The sequence below is a fragment of the Maricaulis sp. genome, from assembly GCF_048270095.1.
Classification (GTDB): domain Bacteria; phylum Pseudomonadota; class Alphaproteobacteria; order Caulobacterales; family Maricaulaceae; genus Maricaulis.
In genome coordinates this window covers 14,651-37,579 of the sequence record NZ_JBLWTL010000007.1, presented here as the reverse complement: position 1 = coordinate 37,579, position 22,929 = coordinate 14,651, and the positions used below count along the sequence as shown (strand labels likewise).

17 protein-coding genes and 1 tRNA gene are annotated in these 22,929 nt (G+C 61.5%); 7 read left to right on the top strand and 11 right to left on the bottom strand.

From position 1 onward, the window contains the following. Nucleotides 1–132 precede the first annotated feature (132 nt). Nucleotides 133–206 (bottom strand) — tRNA-Gly (locus tag ACN0YJ_RS06075). A gap of 146 nt (nucleotides 207–352) precedes the next feature. Beyond that, on the bottom strand, nucleotides 353–1,369 hold the full coding sequence (locus ACN0YJ_RS06070) for a 2'-deoxycytidine 5'-triphosphate deaminase (protein WP_417478683.1): 1,017 nt from the start codon (nucleotides 1,367–1,369) through the stop codon (nucleotides 353–355). A 169-nt stretch (nucleotides 1,370–1,538) separates the two neighbouring features. Here ACN0YJ_RS06070 and apaG point away from each other — a divergent pair, with 169 nt between their 5' ends. Then, on the top strand, nucleotides 1,539–1,931 hold the full coding sequence (gene apaG / locus ACN0YJ_RS06065; RefSeq protein ID WP_417478682.1) for a Co2+/Mg2+ efflux protein ApaG: 393 nt from the start codon (nucleotides 1,539–1,541) through the stop codon (nucleotides 1,929–1,931). 57 nt (nucleotides 1,932–1,988) lie between these two features. Beyond that, entirely contained in the window at nucleotides 1,989–3,437 is a 1,449-nt protein-coding gene (locus tag ACN0YJ_RS06060) for a TrkH family potassium uptake protein (RefSeq protein ID WP_417478681.1), read from the top strand. Nucleotides 3,438–3,447: 10 nt separating this feature from the next. Here the strand turns inward: ACN0YJ_RS06060 and ACN0YJ_RS06055 are convergent, their stop codons facing one another. From ACN0YJ_RS06055 to ACN0YJ_RS06045, 3 genes are all read right to left on the bottom strand, one after another. Continuing rightward, nucleotides 3,448–4,380, bottom strand: coding sequence for an Hsp33 family molecular chaperone (locus tag ACN0YJ_RS06055; RefSeq protein ID WP_417478680.1), 933 nt, complete (start codon nucleotides 4,378–4,380; stop codon nucleotides 3,448–3,450). Between the two features lie 9 nt (nucleotides 4,381–4,389). Beyond that, the gene (locus ACN0YJ_RS06050; protein ID WP_417495636.1) at nucleotides 4,390–5,565 is read right to left on the bottom strand and encodes an aspartate aminotransferase family protein; all 1,176 of its coding nucleotides are present in this window, start codon (nucleotides 5,563–5,565) and stop codon (nucleotides 4,390–4,392) included. 64 nt (nucleotides 5,566–5,629) lie between these two features. After that, nucleotides 5,630–6,442, bottom strand: a complete 813-nt coding sequence (locus tag ACN0YJ_RS06045) for an ABC transporter permease (protein ID WP_417478678.1) — start codon at nucleotides 6,440–6,442, stop codon at nucleotides 5,630–5,632. A 204-nt stretch (nucleotides 6,443–6,646) separates the two neighbouring features. Between ACN0YJ_RS06045 and ACN0YJ_RS06040 the strand changes: the two genes are divergently transcribed. Then, complete coding sequence (locus ACN0YJ_RS06040; protein WP_417478677.1) at nucleotides 6,647–7,171, top strand: GcrA family cell cycle regulator; 525 nt, start codon at nucleotides 6,647–6,649, stop codon at nucleotides 7,169–7,171. Between the two features lie 99 nt (nucleotides 7,172–7,270). Here ACN0YJ_RS06040 and phoB read toward each other — a convergent pair whose 3' ends face one another. From phoB to ACN0YJ_RS06010, 6 genes are all read right to left on the bottom strand, one after another. Beyond that, nucleotides 7,271–7,963 carry a phosphate regulon transcriptional regulator PhoB gene (gene phoB / locus ACN0YJ_RS06035; RefSeq protein WP_417495635.1) on the bottom strand — a complete coding sequence of 231 codons (693 nt, stop codon included), beginning with the start codon at nucleotides 7,961–7,963 and terminating at the stop codon, nucleotides 7,271–7,273. Between the two features lie 21 nt (nucleotides 7,964–7,984). Further along, nucleotides 7,985–8,674, bottom strand: coding sequence for a phosphate signaling complex protein PhoU (gene phoU / locus ACN0YJ_RS06030; protein ID WP_417478675.1), 690 nt, complete (start codon nucleotides 8,672–8,674; stop codon nucleotides 7,985–7,987). 26 nt (nucleotides 8,675–8,700) lie between these two features. After that, a complete protein-coding gene (gene pstB, locus ACN0YJ_RS06025; RefSeq protein ID WP_417495634.1) occupies nucleotides 8,701–9,513 on the bottom strand; it encodes a phosphate ABC transporter ATP-binding protein PstB in 813 nt (270 codons plus the stop codon). A gap of 4 nt (nucleotides 9,514–9,517) precedes the next feature. Continuing rightward, nucleotides 9,518–11,260 carry a phosphate ABC transporter permease PstA gene (pstA, locus tag ACN0YJ_RS06020; protein ID WP_417478673.1) on the bottom strand — a complete coding sequence of 581 codons (1,743 nt, stop codon included), beginning with the start codon at nucleotides 11,258–11,260 and terminating at the stop codon, nucleotides 9,518–9,520. Further along, on the bottom strand, nucleotides 11,253–12,953 hold the full coding sequence (pstC, locus tag ACN0YJ_RS06015; RefSeq protein ID WP_417478672.1) for a phosphate ABC transporter permease subunit PstC: 1,701 nt from the start codon (nucleotides 12,951–12,953) through the stop codon (nucleotides 11,253–11,255). Before pstC ends, pstA begins: the two co-directional genes overlap by 8 nt. A 148-nt stretch (nucleotides 12,954–13,101) precedes the next feature. Further along, nucleotides 13,102–14,490, bottom strand: a complete 1,389-nt coding sequence (locus ACN0YJ_RS06010; protein ID WP_417478671.1) for an ATP-binding protein — start codon at nucleotides 14,488–14,490, stop codon at nucleotides 13,102–13,104. Between the two features lie 275 nt (nucleotides 14,491–14,765). Here ACN0YJ_RS06010 and ACN0YJ_RS06005 point away from each other — a divergent pair, with 275 nt between their 5' ends. The 4 genes from ACN0YJ_RS06005 to ACN0YJ_RS05990 all read left to right on the top strand — a co-directional run bounded on the left by ACN0YJ_RS06005 (nucleotide 14,766) and on the right by ACN0YJ_RS05990 (nucleotide 22,830). Continuing rightward, nucleotides 14,766–16,166, top strand: a complete 1,401-nt coding sequence (locus tag ACN0YJ_RS06005) for an efflux transporter outer membrane subunit (RefSeq protein ID WP_417495633.1) — start codon at nucleotides 14,766–14,768, stop codon at nucleotides 16,164–16,166. A 2-nt stretch (nucleotides 16,167–16,168) separates the two neighbouring features. After that, nucleotides 16,169–17,443 carry an efflux RND transporter periplasmic adaptor subunit gene (locus tag ACN0YJ_RS06000; RefSeq protein ID WP_417489964.1) on the top strand — a complete coding sequence of 425 codons (1,275 nt, stop codon included), beginning with the start codon at nucleotides 16,169–16,171 and terminating at the stop codon, nucleotides 17,441–17,443. 26 nt (nucleotides 17,444–17,469) lie between these two features. Beyond that, a complete protein-coding gene (locus tag ACN0YJ_RS05995; RefSeq protein WP_417478668.1) occupies nucleotides 17,470–20,685 on the top strand; it encodes an efflux RND transporter permease subunit in 3,216 nt (1,071 codons plus the stop codon). A gap of 69 nt (nucleotides 20,686–20,754) precedes the next feature. Continuing rightward, complete coding sequence (locus tag ACN0YJ_RS05990) at nucleotides 20,755–22,830, top strand: M13 family metallopeptidase (protein ID WP_417495632.1); 2,076 nt, start codon at nucleotides 20,755–20,757, stop codon at nucleotides 22,828–22,830. Nucleotides 22,831–22,929: the final 99 nt, after the last annotated feature.

Below are 22,929 nucleotides of genomic sequence, written 5' to 3'. Positions count from 1 at the left end.
ATCATCGGCCAGACCACGCGATCTGACGCGCATGCCGAACGAGTGTCAATCCGCTATACAGCCATCAATTGCCACAAGTTGCGGCGGCACCCGCAGCGGCGGATCCATCCGGCCAGACCTGAAAGAGAGCGCTGGAGCGGGTGAAGGGAATCGAACCCTCGTCGTAAGCTTGGGAAGCTTCTGCTCTACCATTGAGCTACACCCGCATCGACCGGCACTATACGGGGGCGGACAGGCCACGGAAACGGCTTCTTGCACGCGGCGGCGTCCCGTCCGCAGGGCAGAGCGGGTTTGTGCGCGCATCATCCGCCCGTTTCGCGCTGGCCAAGCCTTTCTCCACGACGCGTTCGCGTCACTCAGCGAAAAATTTGGAGAGCTTGAGGCCTTGCGCCTGATAATTGGAAGCAACAGCGCCATAGGCGGCCGTTGGCGGCGCAAGCATGGGCTCATAGACCAAGCGGGCGATGGCCTGCCCGTGATCAAGCATGAAGGGGACATCATGACCGCGCACTTCCAGCACCGCGCGACTGCCCGTCCCTCCGGTCTCGGCAATCCCGAAGCCGGGATCGAAGAACCCGGCATAATGCGCCCTGAACTCACCGATCTCCGGCGCGATCGGCGCCATTTCCGCGGCCTCGTCGAGACCGATCGAAACGGCTTCGCGTGACGCCAGGATGTAGAATTCACCGGGATCCAGAACCAGGCGGCGATCCGGCGCGGTCATTGGTTCCCAGAAACGCGCGCTGGCATGACCGCCCAGCCTGGCGAGATCGACCAGCCCGGCATGACGGCGCGCACGATACCCGACAATGCCATTTTCAAAGCCGGCAAGGTCAACACTGACCGTCACGTCGCGCAAAGTCTGGTGGGCGCCGCGGCGGAAGCGGATCTGGCTCAACCGGTCGCCTTCGCGCGCCAGAATGGAAAATGTCCGCGGGCAAATCTCGGCATAGAGCGGGCCTTCATACCCCAGCGGCGCCTGGTCGAAGGCAATGCCGTAATCGGTGATAACGCGCGTGAAGACATCAATCCGGCCGGTCGAGCTTTTGGGATTCATCGCGGCGCTGAGACCGGCGGGAAGCCTGAGGCTTTCCTGCAGCGGTGCAAGATAGACGCAACCGGTTTCCAGCACCGCGCCCGCGCTGAGATCCACCGTATGCATGACCAGATCATCGGCCAGCCGGTCGGCGACCGTCATGTTTTTGCCGGGCAGAAAGCTGGCGCGCAGGCGAAACGCCTTGCTGCCCAGCCGCAAATCGATACTGGCTGGCTGGATCTGGGCCCCATCGGGCGGGTTGTCCGCGGCGATGACGCCCTGGTCGAACAAGGCCTTGAGGTGATTGTCTGGAAGAATACCGGAAGCGGACATGACAGGATCTGGGCGGCTGCGGACGGTGCAAAGGTGTCCAACATACGCCGCCTCCTGTCCAGCCATGCTGACCGTAGGGGGTTGAGCGAGACCGCGAGCAGGCGGATGATAGCGAACACACGTACCCGGCTGGCAAGGCCGACGGGCGGCAATGGGCGGATGAGACAGCATGTACGAGCACGAGACCGACGGCGTGAAAATCTGTGTCAGCCCGGATTATCTCGAAGACGAATCCGAGCCCGATGAGAATCGCTATGTCTGGGCCTATACGGTCGAGATCGAAAACACCTCGACCCAGCCAGTGCAGCTGATCTCTCGCCAGTGGGTGATCACCGATTCCATGGGGCGTAGCGAACATGTCCAGGGCCCCGGTGTGGTCGGCGAACAGCCGGTGATAAGGCCCGGCGAGCGCTTTCGCTATACCAGTGGCGCGCCGCTCTCCACGCCCTCGGGCTTCATGAGCGGCAGCTATGAGATGCGCCGCGAAGGCGGCGACAGTTTTGCCGCCATCATTCCCGATTTTCCGCTGGACCGGCCCTATGACCGCCTCAGCCTGCATTAGGCCTCCCCGCGCGGCGCATGCCTGGCGCCCGCATTGGCGGAGCCTGTTGCATTGAATATGTCCCTGCGCCCTGTGGTCTTCATGATTGGCATCATGGTGACCTTCCTCTCGGCCGGCATGCTGGTTCCGGCACTCGTCGATCTCATCGCCGACGAGACCGAGAGCGCGCGCGCTTTCTTCCTGTCCGCTGTCCTCGGCCTGTTTTTCGGTGGTTCGATCTCGCTGGCCAATCGCGGACCGGTTGATTTCATCACCCCGCGCGGCGTCTTCCTGCTGATGGTCGGCGCCTGGATCGCCCTGTCGATCACCGCGGCCCTGCCCATGCGCCTGGCCGACCAGGGGATGAACTGGACCGATGCCCTGTTCGAGGCCGTGTCCGGATTGACGACAACCGGCGCGACCGTGCTGACAGGGCTCGATTTCCGCCCGCCGGGGTTTTTGCTCTGGCGCGCTATCCTGCAATGGCTTGGCGGCATTGGCATTATCGTCACCGCGATGGCGTTCTGGCCGATGCTTGGCGTGGGCGGCATGCAGCTCTTCTTGCTCGAGACCGGCGACAAGACCGACAAGGTCCTGCCCAAGGCGACCCAGATCGCAGCCAATATCTCCGCCGTCTACGCCATGCTGACGCTGATCTGCGCGGTCGCCTATCTGATGTCCGGCATGAATCTGCTCGATGCCACGGCGCACGCCATGTCCACGCTGTCGACCGGCGGTTTTTCGACCTCCGACCAGTCGATGGGTAAATTCATGCACACCGGGGCCGACATGATCACCCTGGTCTTCATGATCGCCGCAGCCCTGCCCTTCACACTTCTCGTGATGGCGCTGCGCGGCAAGCCTCAGGGTATATTCAAGGATGCACAGGCGCGCGGCTTTCTGTTTGTCATCCTGCTGGCGACGGCGCTCCTGACCAGCGTACTCGTTTTCACCGGCGTTCATGGTGACGACCCGGCCTGGCGCATGGCCAGTTTCAATGCGGTCTCGATCATAACCGGCACCGGCTATGCGACCACTGATTATGGTGCCTGGGGCGCGGCCGCAGAGTCGGTGTTTTTCGTCTTCATGTTCATCGGCGGCTGTGCCGGCTCGACCAGCTGCAGCATCAAGATTTTCCGCTATCAGATCGCCGGCACCGCCATCCGGCGCTACCTCGCGCATCTCCTGAGGCCGAACGCGATTTTTCCGATGCGCTATAATGGCAGGCCAGTTGCCGACAGCGCGCTGCATTCGGTGCTGGGCTTCTTTTTCGTCTTCTTCGCCGTGTATGCGATCAGCGCGGCGCTGCTCTCCGCCATCGGCCTTGACCTGACGACCGCCCTCTCAGGCGCCGCAACATCGCTGGCCAATGTCGGCCCCGGCCTCGGGGATATTATCGGTCCCGCGGGTACATTCCAGCCCCTTCCCGATGCCGCGAAATGGATCCTCACCGCCAATATGCTGATCGGCCGGCTGGAGGTGCTCGCCGTGCTTGTCGTGCTGATGCCGCGCTTCTGGAGATCCTGAAGCGCGCGGATCAGGTCTCGATCGCATCGAGCTCGCCGGGCAGGAAGCTCCAGTCGCGATTGCAGTATTCACACGTCATCACGATATTGCCGTCCCGGGTCATGTGCGTCTGGTCGTCGGCCGGGAAGCTGGCGATGATCCGCAAGAGCCGTTCGCGTTCGCACGAACAGCGCCGCTGCAGGACTTCCGGATCGAATAGCCTCACACCGTCTTCGTGGAAGAGCCGGTAGAGCAGCCCGCCCGCGGACAGGAGCGGGTCGAGCAATTCATCATCGCTGATGGTCTCGAACAGGGCGCGGACATGATCCCAGTCATCCTTGGCGTCGCCGCGGCTTTCATCGCCGGCCACGGCCTGTAACAAGGCACCGCCGCCACGCCATTGCCTGCCACCTTCCTGGGTCCAGACCTCGCCGACCGCCATGCGCAGCCGGGTCGGGGTCTGTTCGGACTGGGTGAAGTAGTGCTCGGCAATGATCGCCAGACTATCGCCTTCCAGCGGGACCACGCCCTGATACTGGTCCATGTCGGGACCCTGATCGATCGTCATGGCGAAATAGCCTTCGCCAAGCAGCGTCTTGATCGGCGGAGTCGCCTTGTCGGCAGCGGCCAGCGCCGCGAGAACGGCATCTCGATCCATCTTGGCGAAACCGCGTACGCCCTCGCCCGTGGTATATTCTGCAACGATGAAGGAGACCGGCCCGGTGCCATTGGCCTGGATGATCAAGCGGCCGTCGAATTTCAACGCCGGACCGACCAACCCCGCCAGCACAACCGCCTCACCCAGCAGGCGCGCGACCGGCTCGGGGAAATCATGGGCTGTCAGTATCTGGTCAAGCGTGCCGGCGGAGCGGAGGACACGCCCCCGCACCGCACGGTCTTCTACCTGGAAACCCGCAATGAAATCGCCCGGCTCGCCGGACTGTGCGGGTGCAATATCGGTCATGGAACTCGCCTAAAGAGCGCCGAGTGCCTCGTCGAGGATCGCAATCGCCTCGCTGGCATCGTCACGCGTGATGATCAGGGGCGGCGCCATCCGGGCGACATTGTCACCGGCAGCGCCGATCAACAGATGGCGATCGCGGGCCTTGGCCACAAGCTGTTTGGGATCGAAACCGGGTTTCAGCTTCAGTCCGAGCAGCAGACCCTTGCCCCGCACTTCCTCGATCTTGTCAGGATGACGGTCGGCGAGGCCGTGCAATTGTTGTTGCATGAAGTTCGCCATTTCCACGACATGCTCGAGGAAACCGTTCGAAGTCAGCTCATCAAACACAACATTGCCGACGGCCATGGCCAGCGGGCCGCCGCCATAGGTCGAGCCGTGCGTGCCCACCACCATGCCCTGGGCGGCCGCCTCGGTCGCCAGGCAGGCCCCCATCGGGAACCCCCCGCCAATACCCTTGGCCGACGCCATGATATCAGGTTCGGCGCCATCGACCCACTGGTGGGCAAACAACTTGCCGGTGCGGCCGGCGCCGCACTGGACTTCATCATAGATCAGCATCAGGCCGTTTTCGTCGCAAATCTGACGCAGGCCCCGCAGGAATGCATCAGCACCGGCGCGCACACCACCCTCGCCCTGAACCGGCTCGACACAAATCGCCGCAGTCTCTTCAGAAAGCACCGCGCGGACAGCATCAAGATCGCCGAATTCGACATGGTCGAACCCTTCCATCGCCGGGCCGAAACCTTCGAGGTATTTCGGGTTACCACCGGCATTGATCGCACCATAGGTGCGGCCATGAAAGGCGCCGGTGAAGGTGATGATACGATAGCGTTGCGGATTGCCGGAAACAAACTGGTAGCGCCGGGCGGTTTTCAATGCACATTCCATCGCCTCGGCACCGGAATTGGTGAAGAAGACCCGGTCTGCGAACGTCGCGGCCGTCAGCTTGTCAGCCAGTTCGATACCCGCCGGAACACGGAACATGTTCGACAAATGCCACAGCTTGCCGGCTTGTTCCGTCAGCGCTGCAACGGCTTTGGGGTGTGCGTGTCCGAGACAGTTCACGGCAATCCCGGAGATGAAATCAAGATAGCTGTCACCAGAATCGGTGAACAGACGGACGCCCTTGCCGTGATCGAAAATGAGTTCGGGCGGGGCGTAGGTATCCATCATAGGCGCAGGCATCGGGTCTCTCCGGACTGTGTGAACGGGCCGCTGATCGGCATGGTTACGGTCTAGGCCCGTCCGCTCAGCTCTTCAAGCGCCAGCCTGCACGCAGCAGAAGATAGCAGGCAATCGCGAGGGCGATATTGATCACCGCGACCAGGATGACACCGATCATCACGGAGCCATCGGCAAAGCCGGTAAAGCCGTAGCGGAAACCGTCAATCATGTAGAAGAACGGATTGAACTGGCTGACCAGACGGATGGGTTCGGGCAGACGGCTGATCGAATAGAAGGTGCCGGAGAGGAAGGTCAGCGGCGTGATCACAAACGTTGTCACGGCGGCCATGTGATCGAATTTCTCCGCCCACAGCCCACCGAGAATTCCGATCATGCCGAGCATCGCCGCCGCACCGATCCCGAAATAGGCGACGGCCCAATAGTGCACAGGGATGACATCGACAAAGGGGACAAGCGTGACGGCAGTCACCAGAGCAACCAGCAGACCGCGCGTCACCGCGCCACCGATGAAGGCGATCTCGAGTTCGAGTGCAGACAAGGGCGGCATCAGGAAATCAACGGCATTGCCCTGCACCTTGCTCACCAGAATGGAGGAGGATGTGTTGGCGAAGGCGTTATTCAGCAAGCCCATGAGAATGAGGCCCGGAGCGAGGAATTCCACGAAGGAAACGCCATTGACTGCAGCGCGCCCGGATCCCAGCGCGACGGAAAAAACAGTCATGTAGAGCAAGGTCGTCGCGACCGGCGCCAGCACGGTTTGCGTCATCACCTTGAGGAATCGGCGGACTTCCTTCTTGTAGAGAGTCCACAAGCCGAGCCCGTTGATCGCGCCGAAACTGCGCGGACTGGCGACGGGTCTGGAAGTGGCATTAATCATAACGGATTACCCTTAAGGTTTCAGTAACCATCAACGTTAACCATTTGGCTGGCAAGTGAGCTTTCCACAGGATTGGTGCCAGCCCGATCTTGTGGTTTTTGTCCCATCGGCTACAATATATAGTGTAATTAATCATGAATTGAGGCGTGCGCTGTTTACCATCATCAAGGTGGCTTAGCGCATCCCAACCGGGAGAGAGTTGCGATGGCCTGGACTGACGAACGTGTCGAAGAACTGAAGAAGCTTTGGTCGGAAGGCCTGAGCGCGAGTCAGATTGCCAAACAGCTGGGTGGTGTCACCCGAAATGCCGTCATTGGCAAGGTGCACAGGCTCGGTCTGTCAGGTCGCGCGACACCGTCGCGTCCGGCTCGCCGCCCGGCAAAGCCTTCACGGCCACGCACGACCACCGCGTCGGTCGAACCGGTGCGCGCCGTGCGTCCGGCACCGTCGGCACCAGCGGCGCCACTCACCGCCCCCATGGAACCAGCGGTCCTGCCATCGGGCGAATTCGCAACCGTGCTGACCCTCAAGGACAGCATGTGCAAATGGCCCATCGGCGATCCGTCGCAATCGAGCTTCCGCTTTTGTGGCCGCAAAGCTGATCCCAGCGCAGCCTATTGTGATGCGCACGCCAACATGGCCTACCAGCCAAGCCAGAAACGCCGGCGCACCGGCGAGGCCGCCGCGGCCCTGAATTCAATCACCGCAACACGCCGGTATAATTTCTGATCATCAGAGGCCGACCCGTATGCGGGTCGAACCTTCCGGACTCTTCATGCAGCGACCGCCCCTCGGGGCGGTCGTTTTGCATTCCACGACAGCCCGGTATTAGCGACCGCTGAGATCAAAGGAATAGCCCGCCGAACGAACGGTCCGGATCGGATCGGTTTCGTGACCATTATTGATCGCCTTGCGCAACCGTCCGACGTGCACATCAACGGTTCGAGCCTCGACATAGACATCTGAACCCCACACCGCATCGAGCAATTGTTCGCGGGAAAAAACCCGGCCGGGATGCTGCATTAAATAGTCAAGCAGGCGAAACTCCGTAGGCCCGAGGCGGATGTCGCGCCCGGCGCGACTTACACGGTGGGCCACGCGATCGATTTCAATATCGCCGGCAGTATTGAGGTCCTCGGCCAGCCCCGGCCGGATCCTGCGCAAGACAGCGCGGATACGGGCGAAGAGCTCCGTCATGGAGAAGGGTTTGACGATATAGTCGTCAGCCCCGGTATCGAGCCCACGTATCCGGTCCGTCTCCTCGCCGCGCGCCGTCAGCATGATTATGGGGAGATTGCTGGTTTCGTGCCGGCCGCGCAAACGGCGGCAGACCTCGATGCCAGATACTTTGGGCAGCATCCAGTCGACCAGGACAAGGTCGGGAATAGCCTCGCCCGTCAGCATCAGGGCCTCCTCGCCATCGCTGGCAAGCGTGACGTGGTAGCCCTCTTTTTCCAGATTATACTGCAACAGGGTCGCGAGGGCGTCCTCGTCCTCAACGACCAGAATTCGAGCTTTCATCGCAGGCTCCTCTTCGCTGCATCAACGCGGCGGCTGGTCTGAAGGATCAAGAGCCTCGGCAGTCACCATATAATGGATCGCCTCGGCCACATTAGTGGCATGATCGCCAACCCGCTCGAGATTCTTGGCAACGAAGAGGATGTGTGCACCCGGCCCGACCAGCGCAGGATTGTCCGCCATGCTGAGCAACATCTCGCGGATCAGGCTGTTGTAGTGCTCATCCACTTCATCATCATTGCGCCAGACCCGGATGGCAGGCTCAACATCGAAGGATGACAACGCATCAAGCACTTCGTGTAATTGCTTGGCGACGATTTCGCCCAGCCGCTCGACACGGTCCAGAACAGCCAGCGGCGCGAATGTGTTGAGGTCCTTGGAGCGATAGGCAATATTTTTGGCGAGATCACCGACCCGTTCCAGATCGCTGGCGATCCTGAGGGCGGAAATCGTCATCCGCAAATCCGTCGCCATCGGCTGGCGCAGGGCGAATAGCCGGATCACCCGGCGCTCGATATCAACCTGCATCGCATTGACCTGAACTTCGCGCTTGCGAACATCCGGGATCAGAGACGCGTCGCGCCGGACGACCGCGTCAACCGCGGCCACCAACTGCATCTCGACCAACCCGCCCATCCGCGCGAGTTCGTCAGCGAGCTTGTCCAGTTCCTCACCATAGGCCGTTACGATATGTGCATGCTTGGATAACGCCATTTGACCCTCCTCGGGCAATCGCCTCGTCAGCCGAAGCGGCCGGTAATGTAATCCTGCGTCCGTGACTCGAGAGGATTGGTGAAAATCTCTTCGGTCGGACCCACTTCAATCAATGACCCCATATGGAAGAATGCCGTCATCTGCGACACGCGTGCCGCCTGCTGCATCGAATGGGTCACGATGATGATGCAATAATTCTCGCGCAGCTCGTCGATCAGATCCTCGATCTTCGCTGTGGCGATGGGGTCTAGGGCCGAACACGGTTCATCCATCAGGATGACTTCCGGATTAACCGCGATCGCCCGGGCTATGACCAGACGCTGCTGCTGCCCCCCCGACAAACCCGTGCCCGGATCCTGCAGTCGGTCAGAGACTTCGGCCCACAATCCCGCCTTGCGCAGGCTTTGCTCCACGATGGCGTCGAGCTCGTCGCGGCCGGAGGCCAGTCCGTGAATACGTGGTCCGTAGGCGACATTGTCATAGATCGACTTGGGAAACGGGTTCGGTTTCTGAAACACCATTCCCACACTGGCGCGCAGCACGACCGGGTCGACGGCACGATCATTGACCTCGGCCCCGTCAATCTTCAACGAGCCTGTGACACGGGCACCGTCAATCGTGTCATTCATCCGGTTCATGCAACGCAGAAAGGTCGACTTGCCGCAACCCGATGGGCCGATGAAAGCGGTCACGCTCTTGTCGGGGATATCCAGCGACACATTGAACAATGCCTGCTTCTCGCCATAAGACACGCTGACATCGCGGACCTCGACCTTGATTTCCGAGTCCCCGAGCGCATTCTTGTGGTAGACCGTCGGTTGAGTTTGGGCGTCGTGCATAGGCTTACCACCTTCGTTCGAAGCGGCGGCGCAAATAGATTGCAACGGCATTGAAGCCGATCATCAGCGCCAGGAGGATGAGAATAGCCGCGGCGGTGCGCGCTTCGAAAGCCCGCTCAGCGCCGTCCGACCAGAGGAATATCTGCACTGGCATCACCGTTGCCGGCTCGGTAAACCCGGCCAGGCCGAGGCTGGGCGCATCGGCGATGAAGGCGACCATGCCGATCATCAGCAAAGGCGCCGTCTCGCCCAAGGCCTGGGCCAACCCGATGATCGAGCCGGTCAGGATACCGGGCGCAGCCAGAGGCAGGACGTGGTGAAACACTGCTTGCGTCTTGGACGCGCCAACCCCGAGTGCAGCCTGCCGGATGGATGGCGGGACAGCTTTGAGCGCAGCCCGGGTTGCAATGATCACCGTCGGCAAGGTCATCAGTGACAGGACCAGTCCGCCGACGAGCGGCGCGGAGCGCGGCAGGCCGAAGAAATTGATGAACACCGCCAGGCCCAATAGCCCGAAGACAATCGACGGGACCGCCGCCAGATTGTTGATATTGACCTCGATAAAGCCGGTCACCCGGTTCTTCGGTGCATATTCCTCCAGATAGACCGCCGTGAAGACACCGATCGGGACCGAGAGAAACATGGTAATGATCATGGTGAGAATGGAGCCGTACAAGGCGCCCTTGATGCCAGCCAGCTCCGGCTCTCGCGAGTCGGCATTGGCGAAGAGATAGGTATTGAAACCGGTCTGGATCATGTCACGCTCGACCAGAGAGCGGGTCCAGATGATCAATTGATCGGAGACACGACGGCGCGACTCCGGCGTATCCACAACATACAGGGTCCAGTCTTCCGCACTGCCGACCTCGCCATTCCCGAGCGCCGCTTCACCGCGGGCACTCTGACCGTCGACCGCCAACTGCGTCAGACGGAAAGCCTGCCCGCCGCTTTCAACGATCACGCTGGGCACATCCCCGGTCAGCGGCAAGAAGCCATCCGGCGCGAGGGCCAGCTGCCGCAGATTGACCGCCGCCGCAGCATGCCTGTCGGCTTCGGCCTGCAATCGCGGCGCATCGGCGGCCGGAACCTGGTCAAGAGCGAGGCGAAGCTGCTCGACGCGCAGCTCCAGCGTCCGCGCCTCGGCTGCCATTGATTGTTCGATCTCGCGCGCCAGTGCTGCGAAATCATCCGTGGTGGAGCGTAGCGAAACCATGTCACCATCAGCGCTTGCCGTAAGGTGCCCGGCCGTTGGCAGGATGCGATCCTCCACCAGACGGCCCGTCAGATAGAGATCGAGATCGTCAGCCAGCGGCATCGTGAAGACATGGCTGGTCCCGACCAGGGCGGGCTCGTTAAGCACATCGTCCATCAGGCGTGTTGCGTTCAGCGGGGTGTAGAGGCTGAACAGGGCCCGCAAGTCATTGCGCGCCGTGACGCCTGGGAAGGCCTCACGCAAGGCGTCCTGGAGCACCCGGTTGTAAGACCCGCGGCGCAGGGATGCGACCGAACCATCACCCTCCGGGTCCACTCGGTCGGCATCGAGTTCGACGCGCAACACCAGCTCCTTGACCGTAAAGGCCGGCACGCCCTCGCTGGCGATAGATCCGACCAGGATGCACAAGATCGCTACGGCGACAGCGATTGCGGTCAAGCCGGCCGAACGGAACCGAAGTTCCGCGCGATAGCGCTTGGCCAGTCTGCGCTCGACGTCTTCACGCAGAGGGAATGTTCGGGGGGAATCAGTCATATTTTTCCCGATATTTCTGGACCACGCGAAGGGCGACGACATTCATCAACAGGGTCAGGACAAACAGGACCAGCCCCAGCGCGAAGGCGGACAGGGTTTTTGGACTGTCAAACTCCTGATCGCCGGTCAGCAACATCACGATCTGGACCGTAATCGTGGTCACGGATTCAAGCGGGTTGGCCGTCAAATTGGCGCCCTGCCCGGCGGCCATGACAACGATCATCGTCTCGCCAACCGCGCGGCTGACGGCCAGCAGGATAGCCCCCACAATCCCGGGCAGCGCTGCGGGCATAACGATCTTCGTGATGGTTTCCGAACGGGTCGCCCCCATGGCGAAGGAGCCATCGCGCAGCGATTGCGGAACGGCATTGATCACGTCATCGCTCAAGGACGAAATGAAGGGGATGATCATGACCCCCATCACAAGCCCGGCTGAAAGCGCGCTTTGAGTTACGACGCTCTCAAACCCGAGCGCCGTGAACAGCGTGCGGATCGCCGGTCCGACCGCGAGCAGGGCGAAGAACCCGTACACAACGGTTGGAATACCAGCGAGGATTTCCAGGACCGGTTTGGCAATTTGGCGGAACTTCGGGCCGGCATATTCTGACAGATAGATCGCGGAGAACAAACCGATCGGCACCGCGACTACCATGGCGATCACCGTGATCATCGCCGTGCCGGCGAAGAGCGGCACCGCACCAAAAGCACCGGACTGGCCAACCTGGTCCGCGCGAATGGCGATTTGCGGGCTCCATTGCAGCCCGAACAGAAAGTCGAGCACGGGCACGGATGCGAAGAAGCGAAGGCTCTCGAACAGCAGCGAGAGCACAATCCCGACAGTCGTCAGGATGGCGATGACCGATGACAGCAACAGCGCCGCCGTTACCAGACGCTCGACATTGTTGCGCGCCCGGAACTGGCTGGCGATCCGTGCACGGGTCAGGCCAAATCCAAGAACGCCCAGAGCCAGGGCCAGGGCGGCGGCACCGATTTTGACGCTTTTGTCATAGCCGGCGATCGCCTGCGCTGCGGCGCGCAAGGCTACTGAATCACGACTAGCCAGCTCGCCGCTCGCGATACGCCGACTGTCGGACAGGAAAAGCTGACGGCGCTCATGCGGCGCCTGGGCCAGCTCATAACCGGCCAGCGCCGGTTCGCTGGCACCGTCGGCGACCGCATCGGCCTCGACAGCAGCGACAACGGCTTGCCGCCGGGCGCGCACCGCATCCTCGGCGGCGGTCGACAGGTTCAACGCCTCAATCTGCTCCGCACGCAGCCGGGTGAGACGGTCCGGATCACGGTTGTCACCGCGCGCACTACGCAGGGCGGAAATCTCGTCATTCAAGGCATCGACACGGCCACGCAAATTATCCGCGGCATGATTGAGTTCAATAAAATCGGTGTCAGCGGCGAGCGTATCATCAAGCCGGCTGTTGATTTCTACGGCCTGCACTCGCAATTCGCTGATCGCCAGGCGGTCAACCAGCTGGCCGCCAAAGATGGCGTACAGACCGAGCAGGAAAAAAGCGGGGACGCCCGTCCAGATCGCTACGTAATAACCATGATAGTTGGGCAGCGAGTGCAAGCCCGCCGTCGCGCCTTCCACGGCAGCAATTGCGCGCGACCGCCCGACATAGAAGCCGCCGGCGATCATCACGAGCAAAGCGAGTGCGACGATGGTTATAATCGACATACAATCCGGCCCCAACCCAAACGCCACCGCGGCTCGTCAATTCAGCAGACACCCAACCGGTATCGGCCACCCGACACCCCTTTATGACAGATACGCAACGGTTTTGTGACAGCGGTCCTGCCGGCACAGTTCCGGTCCGTCCGGATCGCTAGTCACTACCGTCGTTGGACCCTCCCGCGGCCTCAGGAAAGAAGGCCGAGAAGACCGAACCCGCTCCCGGCATGCTGTCCACCGTGAATCCGCCACGGTGCCGGTGGACGATGTGTTTGACGATGGCGAGCCCCAGCCCCGTGCCCTCATTCGGGCCGCTCTTCTGTCCGCCAACACGGTAGAAGCGTTCGGCGAGCCTGGGCAGGTCGCGCCGGTCGATTCCCCGGCCCCTGTCCTGTACCCTGACAGTGACATAACGTTCCCGGGAGCCTGATTTGGGTGCCGCCAGTGTCCGCCGGCTCGCCCCCTCGCCGAGGAGCGATGCCGGACGCTCGGCCTCGTCGCGTAGCTGGCCTGGTTCGATCCGTACCAGCACGCTGGACTGCGGGTCAGAATATTTGACCGCGTTTTCGATCAGATTCAGGAACACCTCGGTCAGTTGATCACGATCCCCGATTGCCAGCGCGGTATCCGGCGCCTCAAGTATCAGGCGGATGTCCTTGTCCGCTGTCTGGGGCCGGAGATACTCAATCACCTCGCCCGCGAGCATGACAAGGTCGACCTCACCGTCAGGCGGGACATGCTGGTCCATCTCGACCCGCGAGAGCGACAGGAGATCATTGATCAGCCGACTCATCCGCTCGGTCTGATCGAACATGATGGAGAGAAATTTGTCGCGGGCCTCGGGATCCTCCCGGGCATGCCCGCGGAGGGTTTCAATAAAGCCCGCCAGGGATGCGAGCGGCGTGCGCAATTCATGGCTTGCATTGGCAAGGAAATCGGCGCGCATCCGGTCAGCGCGTTTGATTGACGTCTCGTCCGACAGCACCAGCATGGCTCGCCAGGGGGTCAGCATATCGTCCGAAGCTCGCATAGGTGCAACGAATGCCCGGACATGGCTCTCATCAGGCGCCATGGTGGAATACTCCACCGGCGGGCCGGACTGCCCCCGGAGCGCTGCACTGACCGCGTCCAGCACACCCGGCTGGCGCAACACCGACGACAGATGCCCTGTCAACGCGCCAAGGCCAAGAAATTCGCGGGCGGCGGGATTGGCCATTTCTATCCGGCCGTCGGGGCCCACGAGCACAACCGGGATGGGCAGTTGCCGCAGCATGAGCTCAGCGGTCGCCGGGCCCGGCGGCGGCACGGCTCCGGCGGCTGCCGGAATTGCGCCGGGCTCCGGGTTCAGCGTGGTACTGACCGTCAGATAGTAGAAAGTCGACAGCCCGGCGAAGGTCGCGATTGCGACGACGGTCTCGACAAAGCCGAGTTCGCCAAACAGCCAGAACACCACAAGCACCAGCGAGCCTATAGTTGCGACAGCCGCCGTGTCGCGGCGGCGGATCCGGATTGAGGGCTGATTGTCCACGTCGACCTTTCTCAAGTTTCATTCGCCATCTGGCGATCAATTCGGCATAGAGCGTGGCGCAATTCTGACCGCGTCCGGCACCGACACACAGCTCTATCGCACATTCCAGGTCTGTGCAGAAGCGGATCACCGAACCGTCCCTGCCGACGAATTTTTACATCTCGAAAATCGAGAGGCTTTTCATGTCATTCGCTAATGTTTTAGTGTTTTTCGATAAAAATCTGTTGACATTCGCTATGAGCCGCCTAGTTTGGCGAAACTGTCGATTTCATCACGCGCTGGAACATCGCATGCAGAAAAGAATCCTCATCATCGCAACGGCTCTGACGGCAACGTCCTGCGCAAGCATCCCGACCTTTCAGCCAAACGCGCACCTGCCCTCCTCCCCGGAAAGCTGGTCATCGGCGGCTGACGCCTCTGGCGAGATTGCCGCACAAGACTGGGTCGATTCGCTGGGCGCGCCCCGCCTGGCTGCTCTGGTCGACGAGGCCCTGGCGACCAATCCCGGCCTGGCCCAGTCTCTCGCACGCTATGACGTGGCCCGCGCCAGCGCCCGCATCGCCGGTGCCAGCCACCTGCCGTCGCTGAACCTCGCCAGCGACTACACGCGGACCGAGCCGCATCAAGGCAGCGGAACGGACAGTTTTACCCTGGGTTGGACCTCATCCTGGGAAGTCGATCTCTGGGGCCGGGTGCGCGATGGCTCCACTGCCGGCACGCTGGATGCCGAAGCAGCTGCCGACGACCTTGGTGGCGCCCGCTTGTCGATTGCCGGCCTGGTAGCCAAGGGCTGGCTGGGCCTGATCGAGGCGCGGCAGCAAAGCGAACTTGCCGAACGTGACGTCGAGCGCAGCCAAAGCTCTCTCAACCTGACGGAACGCCGTTTTGCGCGGGGCCTGGCACGCAGTTCAGATGTTCGCACAGCACGCAGCGCACTGGCATCCTCCGAAGCCGCCCTGGCCTCCCGTCAACGGGTCGAGACCGCTGCAGCGCGGAGCCTGGAAACGCTGCTTGGCCGCTATCCGTCTGGACAGATTGCCCGCGACGGTGACTTCCCGGATATCTCCAGCCTTGCCGGTGTCGGCGCGCCGGGCGACTTGCTCATCCGCCGCCCGGATGTCCGCGCCGCAGAACGCCGCCTCGTCGCCGCAGGTCTGCGGGCCGACGCGGCCGGCAAGGCCCTGTTCCCAAGCCTGACGCTTCGCGGCGGGACGGGCAGTGGCGGCACAGATGTCGCCGACCTGTTCGATGTCGACACCCTGATTTCCAATCTCACCGCATCGATTGCGGCACCGATTTTTTCCGGCGGCCGCTTGCGGGCGCAACGCGATCAGGCTGAAGCCAATGCCCGCTTGCAGGTCGCGACCTATGTCTCGACCGTGTTGACCGCCTGGCAGGAAGCCGAGAACGCAATCCATGCCGACGGAATTCTGGCGCGGCGCGTGACCAGCCTCGAACAGGCCTTCAATGAGGCCGCCGAGGCCGAAGCGCTCGTGACCCGCCAATACTCCAGCGGTGTCGCGACGATCTTCGACCTTTTGAATGCCCAAAGCCGGCGCATCAGCGCCGAAAGCCAATACATTTCGGCTCGTCGTGATCGCGCGACGAACCGGGTTGATCTTTACCTCGCCATCGCCGGCGACTTCTCCGCGGCACCTTCCGCAGACCCGGCCGCGCAGACAGGAGAATAGTTATGGGAAAACTTATCGGACGTTTCGCAATCTTCGGCGTCGCCGGAGCCGTTGTGCTGCTGATCATCATCGCCTTGTTCTCCACCCAGCCAGAGCCGCAGCGCGCGAGTGCAACGCCGCAGCCGGTCGCGGCCTTTGTGGAGGAAGCCCGGCGGGAGACTGTGGCCCTGACCGTGCACTCGCAGGGCCAGGCGCGTCCACGCACCCAGATCAACCTCGTGCCGCAAGTCACCGGCAGGATTACCTACGTCAATCCCAACTTCATCGAAGGCGGTTTCTTCGAGGCAGGCGAAACGCTCGTCCAGATCGATGATGCTGATTATCACCTTGCCGTCACACGCGCCGCTGCGCTGGTCGCGCAGGCCCAGCAAGGCCTGATCCGCGAGCAGGCAGAGGCGGAGCTCGCCTTGAGTGAATGGGCGGACCTTGGTGAAGGTCAGGCCTCCGCGCTCACCCTGCGCGAACCGCAACTCGCCGACGCTCGCGCCCAGCTCGCATCGGCCCAGGCCAGCTTGCGGGCGGCCCGTCTCGATCTTGATCGCACCCGCGTTTCCGCCCCGTTCGACGGCCGCGTCCGGGTCAAAGGTGCCGATCTTGGTCAGTTCGTGACAGCAGGCACCTCGCTGGGTGAAGTTTTCTCGACCGATACCATCCTGGTTCGCCTGCCGCTCACCGACAATGATCTCGGCCTGCTCGGCATCCCTATTGCTTACAATGCCGGCCCCGACAGTGAGGGAATTCCGGTCCGTTTGACCGCAGTTCTCGCCGGTGCGCCCCGTGAGTGGCAGGGCTTCATCACCCGAACCGAAAGCGCGATCGACCCGCAAACGCGCGTTCTCTACGCCACGGCCCAGGTCGCAGACCCCTATGGTGCAGCGGCAGCGACCGGCGCGCCCCTGGCCGTTGGCCTGTTTGTCGAAGCGGAAATTCGCGGTCGAGACGTGCAGGATGCGGTTGTGCTGCCAAGGGCCGCACTGCGAGGCGAAAACACAGTCTACGTGGTCAATGCAGGCGGCACGCTGGACATTCGCACTGTCACCGTCGTGACCTCGAATGTTGATCGGCTGGTCGTCTCGTCCGGCGTCTCCGGCGGAGAAATGATTGTAATCTCTCCGATCCGCGGTGCCAGCACCGGCATGCGTCTGCGCTCACTCGACGCCGATGGCAACGTTCTGCCCGACTATTCGGCGACCATCGAGAGCGAAGCCGAAAGCGATGAAACTTCCGATACCGAAACCGACAGCAGCGATGGCGAAGCCGTCGCCAGCGCCGGTTAGTTCGACACTGCGATCAGGAGGCGGCCATGACCGACCCGAACAAGACTCATGACGAAGCGCCCGGCGGTATTGTTGGTTGGTTCGCCCGCAATTCAGTTGCCGCAAACCTGCTGATGATCGTTGCCTTGCTTGGCGGTGTCTTCGGCTATCTCCAGCTCAACCGTGAGGTCTTCCCGACAATCGCCGTGAACGGCGCAACGGTGTCCGTTGCCTGGCCCGGAGCATCTCCGCAGGAAGTGGAAGAACAGCTGATCGTTCGCATCGAGGAGGCCTTGGCCGATCTCGACGGCGTTGACACGATCACGTCAACCGCGCGCGAAGGCAATGGCTTCATCAATGTCGAGGGTCTCCCATCCGTCGATGTCGGCGAGTTCATCGACAATATCAAACTCGAAGTCGACTCGGTGAATAACCTGCCACAATCGGCCTATCGTCCGGTAGTGAACCCGTGGCGCAGCGAGGACCAGGTTATCGGTTTTGCAGTGCACGGCTTCATTGACCGGCGCGACCTGCAGCAAATCGCACGCGAAATCCGCGACGAAGTCGCCCAGCTCCCGGGCTCCAGCCTCGTCAACAACTGGGCAATTCTCGGTGAGGAAGTCGGGATCGAGGTCTCTGAAGACAATCTGCAACGCTATAATCTGAGCTTCGACGAGATCGTCGGCGCGATCCGCGCCAGCTCGCTGAACGCCTCGGCCGGCAGCGTTCGCACCGAGTTGGGCGAACTCAGCCTGACGTCGCGCCAGCTGGCCGATACCCGCGAGGAATTCGAGAGCATCATTATCCGCCAGACATCCGACGGTGGCACTTTGCGTGTCAGCGATGTCGCGAGTGTCTCGGACGGTTTTGTCGATGCGAATCTGGCCGCGACCTTCAATGGCGAGCCGATGTCGCTAATCGTCGTTCTGACAACCCCTGATATCGATGTTGTCGACGTCTCGGCGAGCGTGCGGGCCTATATTGACCGCAAGCAACTGGAACTGCCCGACGGCGTGACCCTGTCGCTGTGGTGGGACAATTCAGAAATGTACGAAGCCCGGATGGCCACCATCCTGAATTCGGCCCTCTTCGGTGGCATGCTCGTACTGATCGTCCTCTTTCTCTTCCTGCGTCCCCTGGTCGCATTCTGGGTGACCGTCGGCATTTTCGTTGCTTTCGGCGGCGCCTTCATGTTGCTGCCGATGCTCGGCGTCACCTTGAACATGCTGTCCCTGTTCGCCTTCCTGCTGGTGATCGGCATCGTTGTCGACGATGCCATTGTGGTCGGCGAGAATATTCATGACCGCGTCGAACGCGGCGAGACCGGGCTGACGGCGTCGATTGTCGGCACCCAGATGGTGCTCAAGCCGGTCATATTCGCGGTCATCACCACGATCATGATGTTCCTGCCATTCATGTTGCTGACCGGCCCCATGGTTCAGTTCACCAAGCAGATTTCCCTGGTCGTGATCGCGGCCCTGGCCTTTTCGCTGATCGAGTCGATGCTGATCTTGCCAGCTCACCTCGCCCACATGAAGCCACAGAAGACGACAGGCTTTTTCGGCCCCCTGATCAGGTTTCAGCGCACGATTGCCGAGAGCATGGTCTGGTTTGCCCGCAGTGTTTATCGGCCAGCCATCAAGTTCGCGATCCGCAATCGCTATGCCACGCTGATCACCTTCATCGGCATCTTTGCTATCTCGATCGTCCTGATGATGACCAATCGGGTCGGGTCGGTCTTCATGCCACAGATCGAAAATGAGACGATCCAGGTCAATATCCAGCTGGCCGAGGGCGCGCCCTGGAGCCGGACCGAGCGGGTCCGCGAACAGCTCGATCTGGCCCAGGACCAGGCTCTGGAATATTACCGCGAGCAATTCCCGGGCGATATCGACATGATTGAAAGCCGCTCAACCCTGGCGACTGACGGCCGGATTCGCGCCTGGATCACGCTGGCCGATCCTGAATTCCGCCCGGGCCTGCTTCCGACGTCAGAGGTTGCCCTGAAGATCCGTGAATTCCTCGGACCGATCCCGGATGCCGAAGAAGTCACGCTGGACTCGACGATGAATGATGGCGGCAGTTCGGTGACCTTCGCGATCTCACACCAGGACCTTGACGTCCTGCGTGCCGCGGCGGACGACCTGAAAACCCAGCTGCGAAGCTATGACACGCTTTATGACATTGTCGATTCCCTCCAGACTTCGACGGAGGAGCTTCAGTTCACCATGCGTCCCGATGCCCGGGCACTGGGCCTGACCTTGTCCGATGTCACACGCCAGGTGCGTCAGGCCTTCTACGGCGAGGAGGCGCAGCGCCTGCCTCGCGACGGCCAGGACGTGCGGGTTATGATCCGCCTGGAGCAAGGGGCACGCCGCTCGCTCGATACGCTGCGCGATTTGCGTATCCGTACCAGTGAAGGCCGCGAAGTGCCGCTTTCCGCGGTAGCCGACGTCAACTTCGCGCCCGGCCTGAACCGGATCAATCGCCGCAACGGCATGCGGACCGTTACGGTCAATGCCGAATTAACGGACCCGTCAGCTCGGGGTGACATCACCCAGAGCCTCACCGCCGAATTCTGGGAGGGCTGGGAGCATCGCTTCCCGGGTATCAGCCGCGACGAAATCGGTCAGTCTGAAGGTGAGCGTGAGTTCATGCAGGAATTGCTGAGCTTGTTCGGCGCAGCGCTCGTGGCGATGTATATCCTGCTGGCCGTCGCCTTCCGCAGTTATGCCCAGCCGATCCTGATCATGGTCGCAATTCCGTTCGCGCTGACGGGGGCCATCTTCGGTCACTTGATGTTCGACATGCCGATCGCCCTCTTCTCCTACTTCGGCGTTGGCGCCGCAGCGGGGGTGGTGATCAATGACAATCTCGTGCTGATGGATTTTGTAAACCGGTTGCGCGCCAATGGCGTCGGTGCCTTCCAGGCCCTGGTCGACTCCGGCGTTCAACGCTTCCGGCCGATCCTTCTGACCTCGGTGACGACATTCCTCGGCATCCTGCCCATGATCGCGGCCCGTTCAACCCAGGCACAATTCCTCAAGCCCATGGTCGTGGCGCTCGGTTTTGCGGTCATATTTGCCTTGTTCCTGACCTTGCTGCTCATCCCGTCCATGTATGCGATCGGCGTTGATATCTCGCGGTTCTTCCGCGGGCTCTGGACCGGTCAGGCTCAGCCTGCGCTTGGCGCAGACTATGTCGACACCGACTTTGCTCACGGCGAGATGGCGGGGCATCTCGATCATTCACCAGCGGAATAGCCAAACACGGCCCCACGCGGTATTTTCGCGCGGGGCCGTCCCATCTGACAAAGTACACGGGGAATTTTGATGAAGAAGCTATTGTTGAGCACAGCGATTTTTGCGCTGCTCGCTGCTTGTGACCAGACAGGCATTTCCGGCAGCGCTGTTGAACTGACCGCAAATACCGGCGCCGAGATGTCGGCAGAGATCGGTGATTGGGGCTTCGACCAGGCCGGTATGGATCTGGCCTACACGCCCGGCGACGATTTCTATCGGTATGCCAACGGACAATGGCTGGAAACAACGGAGATCCCGTCCGACCTGTCCAATTTCGGCATGTTTACCGTACTGGCCCTGGAAGCAGAAGAACAGGTTCAGGACATCATCCTGGAACTGGCCTCCGGGCATCCCGCTGCAGGTACAATCGAACAGAAAGTCGGCGATCTCTATGGCAGCTGGATGGATACCCAGACCATCGAGACTCTCGGCCTGGCGCCCGCTCAACCTTATCTCGACCAGATCACCGCGGCTGACACGCCTGACGCGGTATTGAATCTGTTTGCGACCGTCGGCCACCAGGCACCGCTCGATATCGGCATTATTCCCGACCCCGCCGATACCACACGCTACACCGTCTTCGTCGGTCAGGGCGGACTGGGCCTTCCCGACCGCGACTATTATGTCGATCTTGAGAACGAGAATTACGCCCGCTATCGCGAAGCCTATACCGCTTTCATTGGCCAGATGTTTGAACTGGCCGGCATTGAGGGCGGAGCGGCCAAGGCTGATGCGATCATGCAGCTGGAGACGCAGCTCGCCGAAGTTCACTGGACCCAGGAACGCTCCCGCAATATCACGGAAATCTACAATCCCATGCCGCTCGATCAGCTGGCCGCGCTGGCCCCCCAGCTGGACCTGGCGACCGGCCTGACACAGCTCGGTCTCGACGGCGTGGCCACCTATCTGGTCGCCCAGCCGAGCGCGATCGAGGAAACCGCCCGGATCTTCGAGGAAACCCCTGTCTCGGTCTGGCAGGATTATCTGACCTTCCATTTCCTGCAGAACAATGCCGGCAGCCTGCCTCTCGCCTTCGACCAGGCCAATTTCGACTTCTATGGCCGCACCCTCAACGGCACCGAGGAACAGCGCCCCCGCGACCGGCGCGGCGTCAATATCGTCGGCGGACAGCTCGGCGAGGCCGTCGGCCAGATCTATGTCGACCAACATTTCCCGCCATCCTCAAAGGCCGCCATGGAAGATCTGGTTGCCAATCTGGTGACGGCTTTCGAAGGCCGGCTGACCAATCTCGAATGGATGGATGACGAAACGCGCGCCAATGCGCTGCGCAAATTGTCGACCTTTGAGCCGCGCATCGGATACCCCGATGAATGGCAGGACTACTCGGCTCTGGATATTGAAGCGGATGATCTGTTCGGCAATATGATGCGGATCAACGCCTTCAACTGGAACCAGCAGATCGAAGACCTCGCCGGTCCGGTCGACCGGTCTCAGTGGCCCTATCCGCCGCAAACCATCAACGCTTCCTACAATCCGTTGATGAACCAGATCACCTTCCCGGCCGGCATCCTCCAGCCTCCCTTCTTCGATCCCAATGCCGATGCCGCGATGAATTACGGTGCGATCGGCGCCGTGATCGGTCACGAAATTGGCCATGGCTTCGACGATCAGGGGCGCCGCTTCGATCATGATGGTTCGATCCGTGACTGGTGGTCAGCGGAAACCGATGCCGGCTTCGAGGAACGCGCTGCCCGCCTGGGTGCGCAATACGACAGCTATTCGCCCATCGAGGGCATGAACGTAAATGGCCGTTTCACCATGGGTGAGAACATCGGTGATCTCGGTGGGATGCAAATGGCCTACACCGCCTATCACCAGTATCTGGACTCCTGCTGTGGTGGCGAGGCGCCGGTTATTGACGGCTTCACCGGCGACCAGCGTTTCTTCCTCGCCTGGGCCCAGGTCTGGCGCCGCCTCTATCGTGAAGACAATCTGGTTGCGCGACTGACCACCGACCCGCACAGCCCGTCCCAATACCGCACCAATGGTGTCGTGCGAAATCTCGACGCCTGGTATGCAGCCTTCGACATCCAGGAAGGTGACGCCCTCTACCTGCCGCCCGAAGAGCGGGTTTCAATCTGGTAGCAGGCTCTGTCAGCACCAAACAAAGCAGGCGGCCCGGAGCAATCCGGGCCGCCTTGTCTTTGCCCGCTGCCCGCGAAACCTAACAAAACCGTCAGTTGC

Coding starts and splice junctions, on each gene's coding strand:
- ACN0YJ_RS06070 (WP_417478683.1), bottom strand. CDS start 1,369: ATGTCCGCTTCCGGTATTCTTCCAGACAATCACCTCAAGGCCTTGTTC.
- apaG (WP_417478682.1), top strand. CDS start 1,539: ATGTACGAGCACGAGACCGACGGCGTGAAAATCTGTGTCAGCCCGGAT.
- ACN0YJ_RS06060 (WP_417478681.1), top strand. CDS start 1,989: ATGTCCCTGCGCCCTGTGGTCTTCATGATTGGCATCATGGTGACCTTC.
- ACN0YJ_RS06055 (WP_417478680.1), bottom strand. CDS start 4,380: ATGACCGATATTGCACCCGCACAGTCCGGCGAGCCGGGCGATTTCATT.
- ACN0YJ_RS06050 (WP_417495636.1), bottom strand. CDS start 5,565: ATGCCTGCGCCTATGATGGATACCTACGCCCCGCCCGAACTCATTTTC.
- ACN0YJ_RS06045 (WP_417478678.1), bottom strand. CDS start 6,442: ATGATTAATGCCACTTCCAGACCCGTCGCCAGTCCGCGCAGTTTCGGC.
- ACN0YJ_RS06040 (WP_417478677.1), top strand. CDS start 6,647: ATGGCCTGGACTGACGAACGTGTCGAAGAACTGAAGAAGCTTTGGTCG.
- phoB (WP_417495635.1), bottom strand. CDS start 7,963: ATGAAAGCTCGAATTCTGGTCGTTGAGGACGAGGACGCCCTCGCGACC.
- phoU (WP_417478675.1), bottom strand. CDS start 8,674: ATGGCGTTATCCAAGCATGCACATATCGTAACGGCCTATGGTGAGGAA.
- pstB (WP_417495634.1), bottom strand. CDS start 9,513: ATGCACGACGCCCAAACTCAACCGACGGTCTACCACAAGAATGCGCTC.
- pstA (WP_417478673.1), bottom strand. CDS start 11,260: ATGACTGATTCCCCCCGAACATTCCCTCTGCGTGAAGACGTCGAGCGC.
- pstC (WP_417478672.1), bottom strand. CDS start 12,953: ATGTCGATTATAACCATCGTCGCACTCGCTTTGCTCGTGATGATCGCC.
- ACN0YJ_RS06005 (WP_417495633.1), top strand. CDS start 14,766: ATGCAGAAAAGAATCCTCATCATCGCAACGGCTCTGACGGCAACGTCC.
- ACN0YJ_RS06000 (WP_417489964.1), top strand. CDS start 16,169: ATGGGAAAACTTATCGGACGTTTCGCAATCTTCGGCGTCGCCGGAGCC.
- ACN0YJ_RS05995 (WP_417478668.1), top strand. CDS start 17,470: ATGACCGACCCGAACAAGACTCATGACGAAGCGCCCGGCGGTATTGTT.
- ACN0YJ_RS05990 (WP_417495632.1), top strand. CDS start 20,755: ATGAAGAAGCTATTGTTGAGCACAGCGATTTTTGCGCTGCTCGCTGCT.